Annotated in this window: 19 protein-coding genes; 11 read left to right on the top strand and 8 right to left on the bottom strand. The window is 64.1% G+C overall.

Annotation, left to right across the window (positions count from 1 at the left end):
* Window positions 1-88 precede the first annotated feature (88 nt).
* On the top strand, window positions 89-1,438 hold the full coding sequence (locus tag QUW00_RS03540; RefSeq protein WP_289613020.1) for an FtsX-like permease family protein: 1,350 nt from the start codon (window positions 89-91) through the stop codon (window positions 1,436-1,438).
* A gap of 54 nt (window positions 1,439-1,492) precedes the next feature.
* Here the strand turns inward: QUW00_RS03540 and QUW00_RS03535 are convergent, their stop codons facing one another.
* Window positions 1,493-1,705 carry a helix-turn-helix domain-containing protein gene (locus tag QUW00_RS03535; protein WP_289613019.1) on the bottom strand — a complete coding sequence of 71 codons (213 nt, stop codon included), beginning with the start codon at window positions 1,703-1,705 and terminating at the stop codon, window positions 1,493-1,495.
* Window positions 1,706-1,994: 289 nt separating this feature from the next.
* Here QUW00_RS03535 and QUW00_RS03530 point away from each other — a divergent pair, with 289 nt between their 5' ends.
* From QUW00_RS03530 to QUW00_RS03510, 5 genes are all read left to right on the top strand, one after another.
* Window positions 1,995-2,177 (top strand): Txe/YoeB family addiction module toxin, encoded by a 183-nt coding sequence (locus tag QUW00_RS03530; protein WP_289613018.1) that lies wholly within the window; start codon window positions 1,995-1,997, stop codon window positions 2,175-2,177.
* A gap of 25 nt (window positions 2,178-2,202) precedes the next feature.
* The gene (locus QUW00_RS03525) at window positions 2,203-2,484 is read left to right on the top strand and encodes a HigA family addiction module antitoxin (protein WP_289613129.1); all 282 of its coding nucleotides are present in this window, start codon (window positions 2,203-2,205) and stop codon (window positions 2,482-2,484) included.
* A 44-nt stretch (window positions 2,485-2,528) separates the two neighbouring features.
* Window positions 2,529-3,308, top strand: a complete 780-nt coding sequence (locus QUW00_RS09405) for an AAA family ATPase (protein WP_289613017.1) — start codon at window positions 2,529-2,531, stop codon at window positions 3,306-3,308.
* Window positions 3,309-3,320: 12 nt separating this feature from the next.
* Entirely contained in the window at window positions 3,321-3,704 is a 384-nt protein-coding gene (locus QUW00_RS03515; RefSeq protein ID WP_289613016.1) for an MmcQ/YjbR family DNA-binding protein, read from the top strand.
* Window positions 3,705-3,784: 80 nt separating this feature from the next.
* Window positions 3,785-4,609: a TipAS antibiotic-recognition domain-containing protein gene (locus QUW00_RS03510; protein WP_289613015.1), complete on the top strand. Its 825-nt coding sequence runs from the start codon at window positions 3,785-3,787 to the stop codon at window positions 4,607-4,609.
* Window positions 4,610-4,857: 248 nt separating this feature from the next.
* Here QUW00_RS03510 and QUW00_RS03505 read toward each other — a convergent pair whose 3' ends face one another.
* Window positions 4,858-5,499, bottom strand: a complete 642-nt coding sequence (locus QUW00_RS03505) for a DUF6796 family protein (RefSeq protein WP_289613014.1) — start codon at window positions 5,497-5,499, stop codon at window positions 4,858-4,860.
* A gap of 7 nt (window positions 5,500-5,506) precedes the next feature.
* Window positions 5,507-5,731 (bottom strand): hypothetical protein, encoded by a 225-nt coding sequence (locus QUW00_RS03500; RefSeq protein WP_289613013.1) that lies wholly within the window; start codon window positions 5,729-5,731, stop codon window positions 5,507-5,509.
* Window positions 5,732-5,990: 259 nt separating this feature from the next.
* On the opposite strand from QUW00_RS03500, the gene QUW00_RS03495 reads away from it, so the two are divergent.
* A complete protein-coding gene (locus QUW00_RS03495) occupies window positions 5,991-6,578 on the top strand; it encodes a TetR/AcrR family transcriptional regulator (RefSeq protein ID WP_289613012.1) in 588 nt (195 codons plus the stop codon).
* 75 nt (window positions 6,579-6,653) lie between these two features.
* Entirely contained in the window at window positions 6,654-7,307 is a 654-nt protein-coding gene (locus QUW00_RS03490; protein ID WP_289613011.1) for a class I SAM-dependent methyltransferase, read from the top strand.
* Between the two features lie 69 nt (window positions 7,308-7,376).
* On the opposite strand, the gene QUW00_RS03485 is transcribed toward QUW00_RS03490, so the two are convergent.
* Window positions 7,377-8,348, bottom strand: coding sequence for a helix-turn-helix domain-containing protein (locus QUW00_RS03485; protein WP_289613128.1), 972 nt, complete (start codon window positions 8,346-8,348; stop codon window positions 7,377-7,379).
* Between the two features lie 145 nt (window positions 8,349-8,493).
* On the opposite strand from QUW00_RS03485, the gene QUW00_RS03480 reads away from it, so the two are divergent.
* On the top strand, window positions 8,494-10,428 hold the full coding sequence (locus QUW00_RS03480) for an ABC transporter ATP-binding protein (RefSeq protein WP_289613010.1): 1,935 nt from the start codon (window positions 8,494-8,496) through the stop codon (window positions 10,426-10,428).
* On the top strand, window positions 10,429-12,162 hold the full coding sequence (locus tag QUW00_RS03475; RefSeq protein ID WP_289613009.1) for an ABC transporter ATP-binding protein: 1,734 nt from the start codon (window positions 10,429-10,431) through the stop codon (window positions 12,160-12,162). It begins immediately after the preceding gene.
* 174 nt (window positions 12,163-12,336) lie between these two features.
* Here the strand turns inward: QUW00_RS03475 and QUW00_RS03470 are convergent, their stop codons facing one another.
* Both QUW00_RS03470 and QUW00_RS03465 read right to left on the bottom strand, forming a co-directional pair.
* Window positions 12,337-14,412, bottom strand: coding sequence for a heavy metal translocating P-type ATPase (locus tag QUW00_RS03470; protein WP_289613008.1), 2,076 nt, complete (start codon window positions 14,410-14,412; stop codon window positions 12,337-12,339).
* A gap of 8 nt (window positions 14,413-14,420) precedes the next feature.
* Complete coding sequence (locus tag QUW00_RS03465) at window positions 14,421-14,711, bottom strand: DUF6110 family protein (protein ID WP_289613007.1); 291 nt, start codon at window positions 14,709-14,711, stop codon at window positions 14,421-14,423.
* A 415-nt stretch (window positions 14,712-15,126) separates the two neighbouring features.
* Here QUW00_RS03465 and QUW00_RS03460 point away from each other — a divergent pair, with 415 nt between their 5' ends.
* A complete protein-coding gene (locus QUW00_RS03460; protein ID WP_289613006.1) occupies window positions 15,127-15,339 on the top strand; it encodes a helix-turn-helix transcriptional regulator in 213 nt (70 codons plus the stop codon).
* Between the two features lie 146 nt (window positions 15,340-15,485).
* Here the strand turns inward: QUW00_RS03460 and QUW00_RS03455 are convergent, their stop codons facing one another.
* Both QUW00_RS03455 and QUW00_RS03450 read right to left on the bottom strand, forming a co-directional pair.
* On the bottom strand, window positions 15,486-16,211 hold the full coding sequence (locus tag QUW00_RS03455) for an ABC-2 transporter permease (protein ID WP_289613005.1): 726 nt from the start codon (window positions 16,209-16,211) through the stop codon (window positions 15,486-15,488).
* Window positions 16,212-17,132: an ABC transporter ATP-binding protein gene (locus QUW00_RS03450; RefSeq protein ID WP_289613004.1), complete on the bottom strand. Its 921-nt coding sequence runs from the start codon at window positions 17,130-17,132 to the stop codon at window positions 16,212-16,214.
* Window positions 17,133-17,163 lie beyond the last annotated feature (31 nt).

Genomic DNA, 17,163 nt, shown 5'->3' with positions numbered 1-17,163 from the left:
GCGTAAGCCACATGTAAGCCGAATCGATGGCACGCCCTTTGGCCGCTGCGGAAAATGGTGGCAATGTTCCGTACGACGGAAGGGTTCCATGCTCACCATCAAGCTCGCCTGCGGCAATGTTCGGCGCAGTGTTCGCGATTTCTCGATCTACTTCGTCACGCTTGCGTTCGCCGCCTGTTTGCTGTATTCGTTTCTGGCGTCGACCGACTACCTGCTTGCCCTCGACCTCACGCCCGACCAGCGTGCCTCGTTTGCAAAGGCAGGGGAGGTGCTCCAGGCGTTCGCCGTGTTCATCGACGTCATCTTCTGCTTCCTTCTGGGCTACGCCAACATGTTTTTGCTGCGCAGGCGCAAGCGGGAGTTCGGGCTCTACCTGATCGTGGGCCTCGAATCCCGCGGCATGGCCGCCGTGCTCGCTATCGAGTGCGCGCTCGTCGGGACGGTCGCGCTCGCATGCGGGCTTCTTCTGGGCTGGGCGCTCTCGCCGGTGTTCTCGCTTGTGGCAGCGTTCGTGTTCGGGGTGCCCTGGCGCCCCGCCCTCGTGTTCTCTGCCGCTTCGGCGATTCAGTGCGCCTGCTCGTTTCTCGTCATCAGCGTCATCGCTGCGCTGGCATCGGTGCGCGGCGTGTGTAAGCGTCCGATCGTCGAGTTGATTCACGCCGACAGGGTTCCCGAAAAGCGGCGCCTTGCCGGCGTCCGGTCGCTTCGCGTTCAGAAGATCGCCGCCGCGATCCTTCTCGCGCTCGTATGGGGCGTGTGTCTGCTCCAGCCCGGTTACTTCATCGTCTTCATCATCCCTATGGGCTTCATCGCGCTGTTCGGGTCCTACTTCCTCATCCGCGTCCTGTATGCGACTGTGCCCGAACGGCTGCGGCGGCGTCCCGAGCGCTACTGGGCAGGCGTCACGCCGTTCACGGTGCGCCAGCTCGAGGCCCGTGCCGAAAGCGGCGCCATGGCCATGGCGGCCGAGTGCGTGCTTCTGGCGGCATCGATGTGCATGACGCTCGCGGGGCTCGCGTTCAGCGTCGGCATGCGCGCCGGCTCTCTCGAGCAGAGCGCCCAGGCGCTGCTGCCCGTCGCCTACTCCTGCGTGTTCTACGGCGCGGCGTTTCTCGTCGCCGCGGCTGCGGTGCTTGCCCTGCAGCAGCTTGCCCAGGCATCCGAAGCCGGGCGCTCATACCGGACGCTTGCGGTGCTCGGGGCGCCGGAGGGCATGCGCCGCGCCTCGGTGCGCGTCCAGGTGGGAGCAAGCTTCGCGCTGCCGACGGCGATCGCATGCACGCACTGCATCTTCGGTTTCGTCCTCATCGCCGTGCTCTCGGCCATGTTCGGGGCGGAGGGTTTCCTGCCTCTTGCTGGGGGCACCCTGGCCTTCACTCTGTGCATCTTGGCTGCCTACTGCCTGCTGTGCGTGCGGGTCTGCCAGACCGAGGCATAGGGGCAAACACGTGCGTCGCATGGCGCAAGGGCCGCGCGACAACGATATCGGCCATCAGCCCCTCCGTTCTGCATAGAGGTCGATGCCGCGCATGGTGAGGACCCTGACCACGCGTCCCATCTCGACGGTTTCCTTGCCGTGCTCGAGCTGCGATATGAAAGTGATGCCAACGCCCGAGATCTCCGCGAGATCGGTTTGCGTGAGCTTCTTGCCCAGGCGTTCCTCCCGGATGAGGAAGCCGAGTTCTGCCATAGTGGTGACGCGCATAGACTCTCCTTCGACGGTTATGCGTACGCATAAGACAATCGGATATCGGGACGGTTTTATTCGTACGCATATCCTCGTGTCGCTGTCGCGGCCATCAGATCGGTATGAAATGAAGTCGGCGTGCAAGCTCGCGGCAGCTCCACTTTTGTGGGCGTGCGACCACGTCCGCAAAGAAGAAGGCGCGGTTTCCGAGTATGAGCTGGTGGAGACTGATGACGCGTAAGGTCTGGACGGACGATGCGCAGGACGCTTATATTTAGTGGCAGCGGCATGATAAGAAGACGTTAAAATGCTCAACCAACTCATTCGAGACGTCGAGCGTGATTCGTTCGACGGCATCGGGAAGCCCGGACCCTTTCGTGGCGAGTTGTCCGACATGCGGTCGTGCCGCATCAATCAGGACGACCGCTTGGTATACGAGGTTGCGGACGGCCAGCTCATCATCTATTCCGTTAAGGATCATTACGCGTAGGTGCCGTTTCGTGGAGGTGGCGAAGATGTCTGGCTTGTCGATTTCCGCTCAGTTGCAAAGAGGCGATAGTCAGCTTGCTCCCGTAACCCCAGGAGAGCCTCTTGTGGAGGAGCTTCTTGTTCCTATGGGAGTCTCCCAGCACCGCTTGGCACAAGAAGCTGGCATACCTGAGCGGCGCATCAATCGGATGGTGCTTAGCCAGTGCCCCGTCACGGCGGATATCGATTTTCGCCTGTGTCGATTTTTCGGCCTTTCCGACGGATACTGGCTGCGTGCGCAAGCGGTGTATGACGTCGATGCTGCTTGATCGAGGACATTTAGGGTTGACGCCAGACTCGGGAGGGTACGCACATGAAGCGGGGAAGAATCGTTATCGTCACCGGCGCGCCGGGGACGGGGAAGACCACGGTGGCGGAGCAGCTGGCGCGCGAGTCGGCCTGGGACAGGTCGGTGCATCTCCATACCGATGACTTCTACCATTATCTGAGCAAAGGTGCAATCGCGCCGCATCTTCCGGCGTCGGACGACCAGAACCGCGTGGTGATCGAGGCGATCCGGGATGCCGCATGCCGATTCGCCCGTGAGGGTTATGACGTCATCGTGGACGGCATTGTCGGGCCCTGGTTCTTGGGGCCGTGGCTTGATCTTGCCAGCATGGGACTTGAGGTCCGCTACGTCGTGCTTCGCGCCGACCGCGACGAAACGCTGCGGCGCGCCATCGCTCGCGCGAAGCTCGACGAGAAGACGAATGCGGAGCTTGTCGAAGCCATGTGGGGTCAGTTCTGCGACCTGGGGGAGTACGAGCGCTGCGCGGTGGACACGACGGGGCTTTCCGTCGATACGACCGTGCGGCAGGTGCAACAAGCGCTTGAGGATGACGCCACGCTGCTGTGCGGGCCTGTTGAGGGCGCCGCTTCGAGCCCCTCATACTCCGACACCGAGCTGAAGGAAGCCAAACGCCAAATTGACTCGACAGTGCATAAGATTCGCGAAACGCTGAGGACGCTCGAGGCCAAAGAGGAGCCGCGACGGTACAAATCGCAGATCACGCTGGCGACGCACCGTGTAGCGGCCTTTACGATCGCGAGCGACCTGATCGGGCGTGCGTGCCGGCGGGACGGCGTGTCGTAGGGGGCGGGGCATATGGACGTTTCCGTTATCGATAAGCAACTGCTTGCGCATCCCGGTGCCACGAAAGCTCTCCATGAGAAGTGGGGCTGGATGGTCTACTGGGTGGGCGGCAGGCAGTTCGCCTGCGAGTTCGTGGCATCGCCCGACGCCAAGGCGCCCTACGCGGGGCGCCACCTGCTGTCGCTCAAGTGCGACCCCGACCGCATCCTGGAGCTGCGCGCCGAGCACCCGGGCGCGGTGCTGCCCGGCTACTATTCCGACGGTCGCACATGGGTCTCCGTCGACCTGGACGCCGACCTTTCCGAGGGGCTCGTGCTCGACCTCTGCGACATGAGCTACGACCTCGTCTTCTCCAAGCTGCCGAAGCGCGTTCAGCGGGAGGTCTCCGGTGGGTAGCCGCGAAACGATCTGTTTCTCGACGGGCGGCCCGGCCTCAGGGACAATGGGCGAGAAGGACCCGTACGAGAGGAGCCCCGATGATCATGCTGAAAGATGCCCTGTCCCGCCTGCGCCGCGAGCGCGGGCTCACCCAGGAGGAGCTGGCGCGCCGGCTCTACATCACGAGGCAGGCCGTGAGTCGTTGGGAGACCGGAGCCACCGAGCCCAGCATCGACATGCTCAAGCTCATCGCTCGCGAGCTGGACGTCCCCGTGACGGAGCTCCTCGACATGCCCGAACGCTACTGCCAGAGCTGCGGCATGATGTTCACCGCTCCCGGTCAGCACGGTCATGAGGCGGACGGTTCCGAGGCCGAGGATTTCTGTCGCTGGTGCTACGAGAACGGCGTCTACACGTACGAGACTTCGATGGACGAGATGATCGAGGACTGCGCCCCGCGCATGGCCGAGGCGATGGGTTGGACTGTGGACGAGGCGGCGTCGCTTCTGGGCGCGGTGCTGCCGACGCTTCGCCGCTGGCGTGAGGTGGCCGAGAACGAGAAGGCCTACGGCGAGGAGACCCGCGCGGCATACGGCGACGAGGTGGTGGATGCCGCCAACAAGAAATATCTGGCGATGGGCGAGGCGGCGCACCTGCAGGCGGAAGAACTGGCGGTCGCCATCAACGAGCAGCTGCGCCGTGCGATGGAGGCGGGCGATCCGACCGGCCCCGAGGCGCGCAAGCTCGTGGTGATGCACGCCCGCTGGCTGCGCATGTACTGGCCAGATGGTACTTACACGCCTGAGGCGCACAAGGGTCTGGCGGACAGCTATGTTGCCGACGAGCGGTTCCAAGCCTATTACGAAAAGGTTGCGCCGGGGGCGGCGCAGTTCCTGCGCGATGCGATCCATGCGTGCGTGTAAGAAGGTAACCGCTGCTAGATTTTAAGTTTTGTGGCGTCGGGTGCCATTCACGATGCAGATTTATCCGTTTGCAAGATGCGTAACGGATACATCTGCATCATAAAGAGGCGGGATGAGCCAGTGTCTTTTGACCGCCGGCCGGCTTTGCCATCTATCAGTCGTCCAGAAAGAAAATCTCGTCCACGTGAAGCCCCAGCAGCCTTGCGATCTTCATCGCGAGCTCGAGCGTGGGGTTATTGACGCGCTGCTTAAGCGATTCCCATAAGCAGGCAGACAAGCATCGCAGTGAACATGATCGTGAACACGAGGTTGCTCCACCCGCCGAAGAGAATGCACCGCGCTGGCTGCGGCACGCGCATCCACACGAGACCTAAAAAGCTCGTCACGATGGGCGTGAAGACGACAAACCAGACGGGGAAGACGGTCTGCCCGAGCACGATGGCGATGGTGAACAGGATGAACCCGGCGTACATGGGGGTCGTTGCCAGGCGCATGAGAAGCATGATGTTGGCGGAGACCTCCTCGTAGAGATCCTCGTGCCCCGCCTTGGCGATGATGGAGAGGTAGGCGTACTGCGCGTGGTAGGCGCCGCCGCAGATGAGCGCGAAGGCAAGGAGTGCCGCTGCAAGCCAGACAAGCCAGGCGAAGTCGCCGCGCGCCATAAGGAGAAGTGCCAGAAAACCGAGCACGTAGAGGAAGGCGGCGACGGGTCCCAGCACCCCACCCAGGCGCACGCGCGCAGCGGGAAGGTCGCGCATGATGTGCAGGTACGGCTTGAGCGTACCGTCCATGTCATAGGCGCCGGGCGTGAAGTAGAGCAGCATGTCCCCGGCGAACATGAGGATTGAGCCGACGAGGCCGAGGGTGGCGAGCGCAAGGGTGAACGGCATGATTCTCCTATCGAGGTCGTATGTTGGTGGGGCAGCACGTGTCGCCGCGCCAATTTGATCCAAGACGAATCAATTTGAAACCGAGCGCAATGAAGGCGAATCCGCCGAAGATGAGAATGGCTTCAGCGCCCACTGTGAGGCATGCATGAGCAAAAGCACCGCAGGCGATTGCCCCGATGCCGACAACGCCTGCCATGGTGCCGGACATTCTCATATGTCTCTTCATGTTCATGTTGCTTTACCTTGCTTCGGTTCACGATGTCATCGATTTTGGCGGGGAAGATTCCGAGTTGGCGAACGATTGCCGCGTGATTCTCAAAAGATAACCTTGTCTAACTCTTTTGTATAACAAAGATGCCGAGAGGTCAATAGCCCCGATCCCATTGACTCTTCGCGCGCATGCGACGGTAAGCCATTGTTAGTGTTGGTGGTGACTGATATTGACCAATGTTCAATCAGGGTGTACCATCCGTCACGAGGAGGTGGCAGCCGTGACCAGAACCGTGATGAATCCCGAGGAGCGCAGGCGCGAGCTTCTCGTGTGCGCCATGAAGCTTTTCGCAGAAGAGGGTTACGACAACGTGTCCGTGCGCGCTGTAGCGCGTGCAGCTGGTGTGGCTCCGGGGCTCGCCTACCACTACTTCGACTCCAAGGAGAAGATGTTCGCCGAGGCCATCGAGGATTACGCACGCCGCTGCGCCGAAAGCATCTGCGAGTTGCTGGACGACAATAATCTCTCGTTGGACGAGAAGCTCGAGCAAGCTCTTGAGCTCGGCGCGAGCGATGATTATCCGCATGCGGCGTACTTTCATGCAGAGGGCCACGGTGCCCTACACGACCGGCTTTCGCTTGCCATGTGCGAGGCGGTGCGGCCGCACCTGCGCGCCGCGCTTGAGGACGACGCCGCCTCGCGCGGCGCGACGGTGCCCGACGCCGATGAACTCGCCGCGATCATGACTTACGGCGCGGTGGGCCTCGCCTCGGGTCCGGGCATGCCGGACGAGGCGGCCATCAAAGCTGCCCGCCGCTACCTTTGCGCGCTTCTTGCCGAGTTCCGCTCGGCGGGCACCGCGGATTAGGGATCCTGCCCCGGCGGCTGCCGGGGCTCTTTTCGGCCGATTGTATTGAACATTGTTTAACAGAAAGGACGCAAGATGGACACCAGGATGGACGAGAAGAGCGCCGAGCTGCTGCGCTCCCGCTCCCGCGCCGCCTTCGATGCGCAAGCGCCGACCTATGACACCGGGATGGAGGGCGAGCACGCGCGCCGGCTCTACCCAGATGTGCTCGCGGAGGTGAGGCGCGCCGTGGCCGGGAGGCCCGCCCCGCGCCTGCTCGACCTGGGCTGCGGCACGGGCGCCCTTGCCGAGCTGGTGCTCGAGGGGATTCCGGGCGCGCGCCTCAGCTGCGTGGACTTGTCGCCGAAGATGACCGAGGTCGCACGGGAACGCCTGGGCGACCGTGCCGATGTCCTCCTCTGCGACGCCGAGCGCCTTCCCTTTCGCGACGGTTCGTTCGACGCCGCCTGGTGCAACGACTCCTTCCACCACTACCCGGATCCGGAGCGTGCGGCCTTCCAGGTGTGGCGCGTGCTCGCGCCCGGCAGCACCCTTATCATCGGTGACGCGTGGCAGCCGGCACCCGCCCGCGCGATCATGAACGCGTGGATGCCGTATTCGCGCGAGGGTGATGTCCGCATTTACTCCGAGGCAGAGTTGCGCTGCATACTCGGCACCTGGTTCAGCGAGGTCTCGTGGCGCCGCGTGGGGCAGACCGCCTGCGTCGCCGTCGCGCGCAAGGGGGTCTGAGGCACGGTAGAATCGGCGTATCGGAGATGAAAACACGTCCCCACCGACCCGTCCCTGTCTGGACGGGGTTCAGGAATCCCTCCACTTTTGCGGAGATGTTCCCATGGCACTCGAGAATGCGTGACAGAACGCAGACGGAGTCGGGTAACCGAGAAGCCCTGCGACCTCACCGATGGTGAGGCTTTCGTCCTCGAGGAGGCGGCAAGCGCGCTCCAGCCTCAGCTGCCGTCCGTATGCGCCCACACTCTGCCCGGTCGCATGCTTGAACGTCGCGCACAGCCGCGAGCGGCTGATATAGAGCTTTCTGGCAACGTCGTCGATGGACGGGGGAGCGGCTCCCGCTTCGATAGCCTCGGATACGAGCTCCCGTGCGCGAGACGCGAGCGCTTCTGCTTCTGGTTCGGCGGCAGCAGGGGAGCGGTCCGCTGAAAGCGAGGCCATCAGGGCGATGACGGTCGAAAGAATTCCCAGCTCGCCACCGGGATGAAGGGGAGGTCGTGCGGGTATGCCGGCGAGGGCGCGCCTGATGGCGCGCTCGGCGGCCGCGCCCCATGCCCCGTCGAACAAAGGGAAGAGGCCCCGGTACTCTCCGGGGTAGCGCCGGTCCAGCTCGTCGAAGAACTCGGGCAGCATGATGATGGATTGCGAGCGATACGTATGCCCCGCGACAAGGCTGCTGGATAGCGAGCGGGGCTTGCGCTCGACGAACGTGGCGAGCTCGGTCTGCGCCCGGCGATCGCGGCGCCCATGCCCGATAGGCCTGATGGCAAGACCGCAGTCCTTCGAGCAGGCGAGCGCGTCCTCACCGAGCGTGCAGACGCAGGCGTAGGGCCCTAACGACCCCTCGAACAAGGGCATGTCGTTGCATGGCGTGACGTCGTGGGTGAGTACAAGGCAGTACGGTGACGGTGCGTGGAGCCACATCGTCCCGCGTGCGGCACTGCCCATGGCGGTTCCCGTCCAGATGCCGCCATGCTGTTCGAGCCGTATGCCGAGTTGTTCCGCCTGCGGCTCGAAGAGTGCCACGAGCTCGCGGGGCATGTCCTTCACACCGATCATCTTGAGGAAACGTCCACCCCTTTTGCGAGTTCGTCTCATTACAGTTAACCAAGACTAACACATTATGCACAACATGATACGGTGCGCGGGATAGCCAATCAAGAGTTCGATAGGTTAGGAGGACGATATGTCTGATTCGCAAACGTCCGCCGCAGGCAACGCGCGCAGCAAAGGCGCCATAGGACGGCTGCTTTCATTCGCAGGCCCGCGACGGGTGCTCACCTACATCGGGTGCGCGCTCTCGGCGGTGTCGATGCTCATAAGTTTCGGCCCGTATATCTGCATCTGGCTCGTAGCGCGCGACCTGATCGCCGTCGCGCCCGACTGGAGTGCCGCCACGGGAGTCGCCGTCTACGGCTGGTGGGCATTTGGGCTTTCGGTTGCGAGCATTCTGCTGTACTTCGCGGGCCTCATGTGCACGCACCTCGCGGCGTTTCGCTGCGCGTCCAACATGCGCAAGAGCACTACGGATCACCTTATGCACGCGAGTCTGGGATACTTCGACACGCATGCGAGCGGCGCGCTGCGCCGCGTCGTGGACGGTTGCGCCGCGGAGACCGAGGGGCTGCTCGCTCATAAGCTGCCGGATACGGCGGGGTCCGTGGCCATGATCCTCGGTATGCTCACGCTGTTCTTCGTGTTCGATTGGCGGCTTGGTCTCGCGTGCCTGGTGTCGGTGGTCGTCTCGCTCGGCTGCATCTTCTACATGATGGGCGGTCGCGGCATGGACTTCATGACGCGCTACATGGAATCGCTCGTCAAGATGAACAAGACCGGCACCGAGTACGTGCGCGGCATCCCCGTGGTCAAGGTCTTCCAGCAGACGGTCTATTCGTTCAAGGCGTTCCACGACGCCATTGACGAGTTCACGCGCCTTGCGCAGGACTACGCGGTCAAATGGTGCCAGACGCCGCAGTCGCTTTCGCTCACGGTCATCAACGGCGTCGCGATCTTTCTTGTGCCCGCAGCGATTCTGCTGGCGCCGGGTGAGGGGGACTTCGCGCGCTTCGTCGCCAACTTCGCGTTCTACGCGATCTTCGCGGCCGTGATTCCCACTGCGGTCACGCGTGTGATGTTCATGTCCGAGGCCTTCCAGTCCGCGGCGGACGCGGTCTCACGCGTTGAGGATGTGCTCGCCGCTCCCGTCATCTCGGCGCCTGCGCGCCCCCGCACGCCCCAGGGCAACGCCATCCGTTTCGCGGACGTTTCCTTCACCTACGAGGGCGCGGAGGCGCCTGCGCTCGACCGTGTGAGCTTCGATGTTCCGGCGGGCGCCACCGTGGCGCTCGTGGGGCCCTCCGGTGGCGGCAAGACCACGGCGGCGAGTCTCGTGCCGCGCTTCTGGGATGTCGGCTCGGGGCGCGTGGAGCTCGGAGGCGTGGATGTGCGCGATATGGACCCGCACGACCTCATGGACCGCGTGGCGTTCGTATTTCAGGCGAACAGGCCGTTCAAGCAGACGGTGCTGGAGAACGTTCGCGCCGCGCGTCCCGATGCGACGTACGATGAGGTGCTTGCCGCCCTCGAGGCCGCCCAGTGCTCCGACATTTTGGACAAGCTGCCGCAGGGTGTCGACACGCTTGTGGGCACCGGCGGGGCGCACCTTTCCGGCGGCGAGGTCCAGCGCCTGATGATCGCCCGCGCCATCCTGAAGGATGCGCCGGTGGTGGTGCTCGACGAGGCCACGGCCTTCGCCGATCCGGAAAACGAGGTCAAGATCCAGGCGGCTTTCAGGCGGCTTGCCCGTGGGCGCGATGGCGAGCCCCGTACGGTCCTCATGATCGCGCACCGTCTCTCCACGGTGCGGAACGCCGACAAGATCGTGGTGCTGGATGCCGGTCGCGTGGTCGAGCAGGGTGCGCACGACGAGCTGCTTGCTGCAGGTGGTCTGTACGCCCGCATGTGGGCCGACTACGAGAAGTCCGTGAGCTGGCGCATCACGAGCGGGAATGGGTTGGTTGGGGACGTGTTCCGTCCAACCCATTTTGATTCGGATGAATCATGTCCCAATGGGTTGGACGGAACACGTCCCCAACCAACCCATTCCCAGGAGGTGGAGTAGATGGGTATCCAGGAGAAGTACGCCCTCACTGATGAGGGCATGCGCAACGTCAAGCTCGGCACTGTGTGGACGGCTGCCTCGAACCTCGTCATCTTCGGCGGGGTGGGCATCATCTACAAGCTCATGGAGGCGTTCATAGCACACCTCACGCATGCCGCGCCGTTGCCCGCGCCGGCTCCGTACGCGCTTGCCATCGCGGTTTTCGCCGTCGTGCTCTTCGTGACCGAGTACTGGGCCTATTACTACCAGTACGGTGTCATCTACAAGGAGAGCGGCCGGCAGCGTATCGGCCTTGCCGAGCGTCTGCGCAAGTTGCCCCTGTCGTTTTTCGGCAGGCGCGATCTTGCCGATCTCACCGAGACCCTCATGACCGACGTCAAGACCACCGAGCACGCCTACAGCCACGTGCTGCCCGAGCTCTACGGAGCCTACGTTACGCTCGCTGTGGCCGCGGTGGGGCTCTTCGCATTCGATTGGCGGCTCGCGGCGGCGTCGCTGTGGAGCTGTCCGGTGGGTCTGGCAATCCTGTTCGGCGCGCGCCGCACGCTTCAGCCCATGATGGAGAAGACGCGCATGCGCGGCCTTGCCACCTCGGAGGACATCCAGGAGGCACTCGAGTGCGTGCGCGAGGTGCGCGCCACCAACCAGGAGGACCGCTACCTCGAGCATATCCACGCCGACGTGGACGCCGCAGAGCGCCAGGCGGCTCGTTCCGAGATCGCCTGCGGCGTCTGCGTGAACGGCGCGCAGATCGTGTTGCGCTTGGGCCTCGCGACGACGGTCCTCGCCGGCGCCGCCTTCATCTTGGAGGGCTCCTGCACCTTTATGACGCTGTTCGCCTTCCTTATCGTGGTGAGCCGCATCTACGCGCCCTTCGACCAGTGCCTCATGCTCATCGCGGAGCTCTTCTCGGCGAAAACGGCCGCAGCGCGCATGAAGGGCTTTTTCGAGGAGCCGCTCGCGCAGGGTTCAGGGGCCTATGCTCCGGCAGGCCATGATATCCGCTTCGAGGGCGTGTCGTTCTCCTACGGCGGCGGCGAGAGGGTGCTCGACGGCGTGACGTTTACGGCCCGCGAGGACGAGGTCACGGCGCTCGTGGGGCCCTCCGGCTCTGGCAAGTCCACCTGCGCGCGCCTGGCGGCGCGCCTGTGGGATGCGGATACGGGCCGTGTCACCGTGGGCGGCGTGGACGTGGCGACCGTGGATCCGGAGGTCCTGCTGCGTGATTTCGCCGTAGTCTTCCAGGATGTGCTGCTCTTTGACGATACGGTGATGGGGAACATCCGCTTGGGCAGGCGCGGCGCCACCGACGAGGAGGTGCTGGCCGCCGCGCGCGCTGCCAACTGCGATGAGTTCGTGAGCAGGCTGCCGCAGGGTTACGACACGATGATCGGTGAGAACGGCTCCAAGCTGTCCGGCGGCGAGCGGCAGCGCATCTCCATCGCCCGCGCGCTCCTCAAGGATGCGCCCGTCGTGCTGCTCGACGAGGCGACAGCGAGCCTGGATGTGGAGAACGAGACGAAGGTCCAGGAGGCGCTTTCCCGATTGCTCGTCGGCAAGACCGTCATCGTGATTGCCCACCGCATGCGCACGGTGCAGGCGGCGGACAAGATCGTGGTGCTCGACGGCGGCCGCGTGGCCGAGCAGGGGAGTCCCGCAGAGCTCATGGCACGCGACGGTCTTTTCGCCCGCATGGTGCGCCTGCAGACCGAGAGCGCGAGCTGGGCGCTGTAGAAGGGTGCTCCGATAACAGGAGCAGGCGGTCTCAGGCGTTTGCGCCATGCCCGCCCTTTGCCAGAAGCCAGATTCCTCATCGGGTTGCTTTCCGAGAGATCTCGGAAAAGTTCGCCACGCACATGTTGCGGCATGTGCGTGGCGGCCGGTTATTGGGGCGGGGTATCGGGTGCGTTAAAGCCGGCGGGCGCTTTCCGCAGCGAGCGCGATGGTGCTCCCGTTATGCAGCAACGCCGAGGTCTGGGGCTGGATGATGCCGGCGATGCCCGCTGCAAGCAGGGCGGAGTTGATCCCCATGATGGCGGCGAACGAGCGGTCGAGGCGGCCCATGAGGGCACAGCTCAACTCACGTAGTCGCACGACCGCGCCAAGGTCGCCCGTCGCGAGCGTGATGTCGGCCACCTCCTGGGCGATGGCGGTGCCCGTACCCATGGCGATGCCGACGTCGGCGGCGGAAAGCGCCGGGGCGTCGTTGACGCCGTCGCCCACCATGATCACGCGCCGTCCCGTTCGCACGAGCTCCTCCACATAGGCGTGCTTGTCCTCGGGGAGGAGGTCCGCACGGAATTCCGTGATGCCCGCTTCGGCGGAGATGCGGGCGGCGGTGCGCCCGTTGTCGCCGGTGAGCATGACGATATTTCGTATTCCCTGCGCGCGCAGTGAGGCAACCGCCTCGGATGCGCCGGGCTTCAGGGGGTCCTCGATGCCGATGGCTCCCACGAGCTTTCCGTCTTGAGCAAGGTAGAGCGGGGAGAGGCCCTCGAGCTCGCGCTCGATGAACTCCTGTGTCCCGGGGGTAACGTCGATGCGCTCGTCTTCCATCACGAAGTGACGGCTTCCGATGACGATGCGTTTGCCGTCGAGCTCGGAGGCAATGCCGTGTGCCACGATGTAGGCCACTTCGGCATGGCGCTCGCGATGTTCGAGGCCGCGTGCCGCCGCAGCTGCCACAACGGCACGCGCCACGGGGTGGGGGAAATGCTCTTCCAGGCAAGCGGAGGTGCGCAAGACCTCGTCTTCCGTCCAATCGGGCGCCACGGCAAGCACCCGTGCCACGCGCGGCGTCGCTTCGGTGAGCGTGCCCGTCTTATCGAACACGATGGTGTCGGCGGCGGCAATCGCCTCGAAATGCTTGGCTCCCTTCACGGTCATGCCCTCATGAGCGCTCTGCCGCATAGCGGCGAGCACGCTGATGGATGAGGTCAGCTTGAGCGCGCAGGAGTAGTCGACCATGAGGGCGGCGGAAGACTTGGTGAGGCTGCGGGTCGTTGCCGCGACGATGCCTGCGAGCAGGAAGTTCCAGGGCACGAAGCGGTCGGCGAGGCTTTCGCGGCGCGCCTGCACCTCGCTTTTGAGTGCTTCGGACGCCTCGACGAGGTTCACGATGGAGCGGAGCTTGGTCGAGGCGGGCTCGGCGCCCACACGGATGACGATCTCGCCCTCTTCCACCGCGGTGCCGGCGAAGACGTCATCACCGATGGTGCGCTCCACAGCGAGCGGTTCTCCGGTGAGCGCTGCTTGGTTGACGAGAGCGACACCGCGCTCCACCACGCCGTCTACGCATACGGGCATGCCGGTGCGGGCTACGACGAGGTCTCCCGCGCGAAGGTTCTGCGCGGGTACGATGACCTCATCACCGTCCTCCAGACGCCGTGCGCTCTGGGGAATCGCCATAAGCGAGCGGATGAGCTCGTGCTCGGACTTCGTGCGGGTTGCCTCCTCGAGCGCATCGCCCAGATCAAGCAGGAACATGGTGCTCGCGGCGGTCTTGGGGTCTCGCTTGACGAACGAGAGGCCTATCGCCGAGGCGTCGAGCACCGGTACGTCGAGCTTGCCGCGAGCGAGTGACGCCAGTCCCGCGCGCAAAAACCCAAGGTAGTGCATGGCTGCCCAGATTGTCCGGAGCGCGGGAGGCATGAACCAGCGTCGCAAGAGGTGGGCACCGGCAAGGCGGGCGATGTTGCGGACGACGGGCGTATCGACGGGTGCCAAGGTGCCCGTCGTCTGGGCACGTACGGCGTCAAGCTGCGCGGGCGTGAGCGCATCAAGCCTTCCGAGCAGGGCGGCTTTTGCTAGTTCGCTGCGGCACCAGATGGCAACGGAGCGTATGCGCGGATAGACGCGAACGCGCTCAACGCCGGCCCAAGACGCGAGCATTGGCTCCAGGACGGCAGCGTCGGATACGGAGATGCGGCCGACAAGGGTCAGCCGTACTCGTCGCGGCAGCTCGTGGTCTATGGTGTACTTCACGGTCTGCTCTACGCTTCCGTAGAGGCAGGCTCGCCGGATTCGACGTCCGGCTCCGCTTCGGAGCCGTAGGCGGTCTCGTTGAGGTAGGCCGCTTCGGCGACGATGTCGTCCACCTCGGCGCGTGCACTCTCGAATGTGTCCTCGCATGCGTGCTTGGCGCGCATGCCTGCGGCGACGGCTTTGACGTAGACGCGTTTGGCGGAGTCGCTCGTCAGCATCTTGATGCCGACCGATCCGATAACCACGCCTGCCCCCAGCAACAGACCATGCGTCCCCTTGAGCAATTTCAATGCGCTCATTGCGGCTCCCTTCGTGTGTACCAAAAGTACACTGATGTAAACAAATTCAAGTTTACTTTAGCTCACTTTTCTGAGAAAGAAAGGGGTTTTCTGGGAACGGATTTCTCCGCGAGGATGCGTGCAGGGATATGTAGATGCCGAGTCGGAACAGGGTTTTGTCCGGAGCCGTTATCTCGACCCATACTGGATGGAAGGCGACGCCGGTCCGTCGACTTCGATTTACCTCGAGACCGGCTATCTCGAAAAGACCGCGTACGGTTTCCGCGTCACGGGCTCTTGGGAATTCTCGCAAAGCTTCGAGCGCGTATGGCGGATGTCCGCCGGCGGGCGCCCGCGCAACGGGCTGTTTCTTGTGCAGCGGTAGGGGCTCGATGACAATGAACCTGCAAGACGGGTCCGATCAAGGAGGAACCCCATGCCCATGAAGGACGTCATCGCCGCCATCCGCAAGGAGGCGGGTATCACGCAGGAGGAGATGGCGCGACGGCTCTTCGTCACGCGCCAGGCCGTGAGTCGCTGGGAGAATGGCTGGTCAGTTTGGGTAATTTGCATTTTCTGCAAATTGCTCAGGCTGGAATCGGTCGGGGACCGACTGCCGTTGGCGGTCTCGACAGCATCGAATTCATAGGGCATCGGGTGAAGTTTCGGAGGCGACAAGTCTGAGCCTGGCCAATTTGTCAGAGGCGTCCGCCGTGCTTGCCGGGTGGCTGCACGGCGGACGGTATTATCTGAATTAAATGGGTTGGACGGAACACGTCCCCAACCGACCCATGGCTACAGCTCGCGCTGCTCGTAGAGCTTGAGCGAGACGGCGGCGGAGATGCCGAGGAAGAGAGCGGCGACGCCGAGCGCGACGACGAGGCTCACGGTCACGCCGACGGGGGTTTCGATAAAGGCGAAGATGTCCCGAATCGTGTCGGCGATGCCGGCGAAGTTGTCGAGCCCGCCGGTGGCGCCCAGGATCACCATGGGGCCGATGAACAGGAACGCGGAGATCATAGGGATCCACTGGGTCGCCTTCGTCTGGCCGAAGCGGAAGTAGACCGGCTCCTCGATGGCGGCCACGCCAGAGCCGACAACGGCGCACAGCGCGCAGGAGAACACCATGGCCTGGACGTTGTCGGGCGAAAGGCCGAGCGCCGTCTTAAGGTCGCCGGGCAGCGGCGCCACGGTCGCGATCGCGGAGAGCGCGACGGCACCGATGAGCCCTGCCGCCATTCCCATGATACCGAGCGTGGCGATGACGCCGTAGCGACCAAGCACGACATCGCGGCGGCTGATGGGCATGGTGAGGCGGTAGAGCCCCCAGTTGTTCTGCTCGTCGTAGGCCGAGGTGGCAAGCGCGCCCATGATGAAGTACATGCAGGTGAGCACGCCGGGCGCAGCGGCGACGCTCTGCATGCCGACACAGGTGCACGCGGCGACGAAGACGCCGAGGGCGAAAAGCTGGCGGGCGTAGTCGCGGATGACGGTCATCTCAATGAGGTATGCGCGCTTCATCTATCGCACACCACCTTTCAAGGTCAGTGCCATGTAGTCGTCGATGGTCATATGGTCGACGGGGATGTTGGGGAACTGCCGCGCGAATGCGAAGCGGTCGGGCACGAGCAGGTCGATGCCGTAGTCGTGCCTGCGGTAGCGCAGCTCGCGCTCGGGGATGATGCCCGAGGCGGCGATCGCCTCGAAGTCGGCTACGCGGCAGCGGGCGATGCCCATCTCGTCGGTGATCTCGTCTTTGGCGAGGTCGAAGACGATGCGGCCGCTCTCGATGCACAGAACGCGGTCTGCGATCTTCTCGAGATCGCTCGTGATGTGGCTGCTCATGAGAACGGCACGACCGGGTTCCTCCACGAAGGCGCGCAGTCGGTCGAGGATCTCGTCGCGCGCCATGGGGTCAAGGCCCGCCGTGGCCTCGTCGAGCACGAGCAGGCGGGCGCCGTGGGAAAGGGCGCAGGCAAGGCTGAGTTTCATACCCATGCCGCGCGACAGGTCCTTGACCTGCTTGTTGGGGCCGAGGCCGAATTCGCGCACGAGCTGGTCGAACAGGTGCTGGCTCCACTGGCCGAACGCGCGGGCGTGCACGCGGCCCACATCGGCCACGCGCAGGTGACCGGGCATCGACACGGTGTCGAAGACGACGCCGATCTGTTCCTTGACGCGTGCGGCGGCGGTGCCGCGCGCGAGGTCCGCGACGTCGGTGCCCAGGATGTGCGCGGTGCCTCCGTCGAGGGTGGTGAGACCCAGGAGCGCCTTGATGGTCGTGGACTTGCCGGCGCCGTTTTGGCCGACGAAGCCGACGATCTCGCCCTCGTCCACGGTGAGGTCAACGCCTTGGAGTGAGAAGTCCTGGTAATGCTTGGTGAGTCCGTGCGCCTCGATGAGGGGTGCGCCGGAGGTGATATCGGATGCCATAGCTGACATGGCCGGTCCTTTCTTGCGGCGTCTGCCTGCG

Source organism: Collinsella tanakaei (genome assembly GCF_030373545.1).
GTDB lineage: Bacteria > Actinomycetota > Coriobacteriia > Coriobacteriales > Coriobacteriaceae > Collinsella > Collinsella tanakaei_C.
This window is presented reverse-complemented; position numbering and strand designations above follow the sequence as displayed.

What these genes read in the sequence shown, in the direction of transcription:
- QUW00_RS03540 (WP_289613020.1), top strand. Translation starts at nt 89, where the DNA reads ATGCTCACCATCAAGCTCGCCTGCGGCAATGTTCGGCGCAGTGTTCGC.
- QUW00_RS03535 (WP_289613019.1), bottom strand. Translation starts at nt 1,705, where the DNA reads ATGCGCGTCACCACTATGGCAGAACTCGGCTTCCTCATCCGGGAGGAA.
- QUW00_RS03530 (WP_289613018.1), top strand. Translation starts at nt 1,995, where the DNA reads ATGCTCAACCAACTCATTCGAGACGTCGAGCGTGATTCGTTCGACGGC.
- QUW00_RS03525 (WP_289613129.1), top strand. Translation starts at nt 2,203, where the DNA reads ATGTCTGGCTTGTCGATTTCCGCTCAGTTGCAAAGAGGCGATAGTCAG.
- QUW00_RS09405 (WP_289613017.1), top strand. Translation starts at nt 2,529, where the DNA reads ATGAAGCGGGGAAGAATCGTTATCGTCACCGGCGCGCCGGGGACGGGG.
- QUW00_RS03515 (WP_289613016.1), top strand. Translation starts at nt 3,321, where the DNA reads ATGGACGTTTCCGTTATCGATAAGCAACTGCTTGCGCATCCCGGTGCC.
- QUW00_RS03510 (WP_289613015.1), top strand. Translation starts at nt 3,785, where the DNA reads ATGATCATGCTGAAAGATGCCCTGTCCCGCCTGCGCCGCGAGCGCGGG.
- QUW00_RS03505 (WP_289613014.1), bottom strand. Translation starts at nt 5,499, where the DNA reads ATGCCGTTCACCCTTGCGCTCGCCACCCTCGGCCTCGTCGGCTCAATC.
- QUW00_RS03500 (WP_289613013.1), bottom strand. Translation starts at nt 5,731, where the DNA reads ATGAACATGAAGAGACATATGAGAATGTCCGGCACCATGGCAGGCGTT.
- QUW00_RS03490 (WP_289613011.1), top strand. Translation starts at nt 6,654, where the DNA reads ATGGACACCAGGATGGACGAGAAGAGCGCCGAGCTGCTGCGCTCCCGC.
- QUW00_RS03485 (WP_289613128.1), bottom strand. Translation starts at nt 8,348, where the DNA reads ATGCCCCGCGAGCTCGTGGCACTCTTCGAGCCGCAGGCGGAACAACTC.
- QUW00_RS03480 (WP_289613010.1), top strand. Translation starts at nt 8,494, where the DNA reads ATGTCTGATTCGCAAACGTCCGCCGCAGGCAACGCGCGCAGCAAAGGC.
- QUW00_RS03475 (WP_289613009.1), top strand. Translation starts at nt 10,429, where the DNA reads ATGGGTATCCAGGAGAAGTACGCCCTCACTGATGAGGGCATGCGCAAC.
- QUW00_RS03465 (WP_289613007.1), bottom strand. Translation starts at nt 14,711, where the DNA reads ATGAGCGCATTGAAATTGCTCAAGGGGACGCATGGTCTGTTGCTGGGG.
- QUW00_RS03460 (WP_289613006.1), top strand. Translation starts at nt 15,127, where the DNA reads ATGCCCATGAAGGACGTCATCGCCGCCATCCGCAAGGAGGCGGGTATC.
- QUW00_RS03455 (WP_289613005.1), bottom strand. Translation starts at nt 16,211, where the DNA reads ATGAAGCGCGCATACCTCATTGAGATGACCGTCATCCGCGACTACGCC.
- QUW00_RS03450 (WP_289613004.1), bottom strand. Translation starts at nt 17,132, where the DNA reads ATGTCAGCTATGGCATCCGATATCACCTCCGGCGCACCCCTCATCGAG.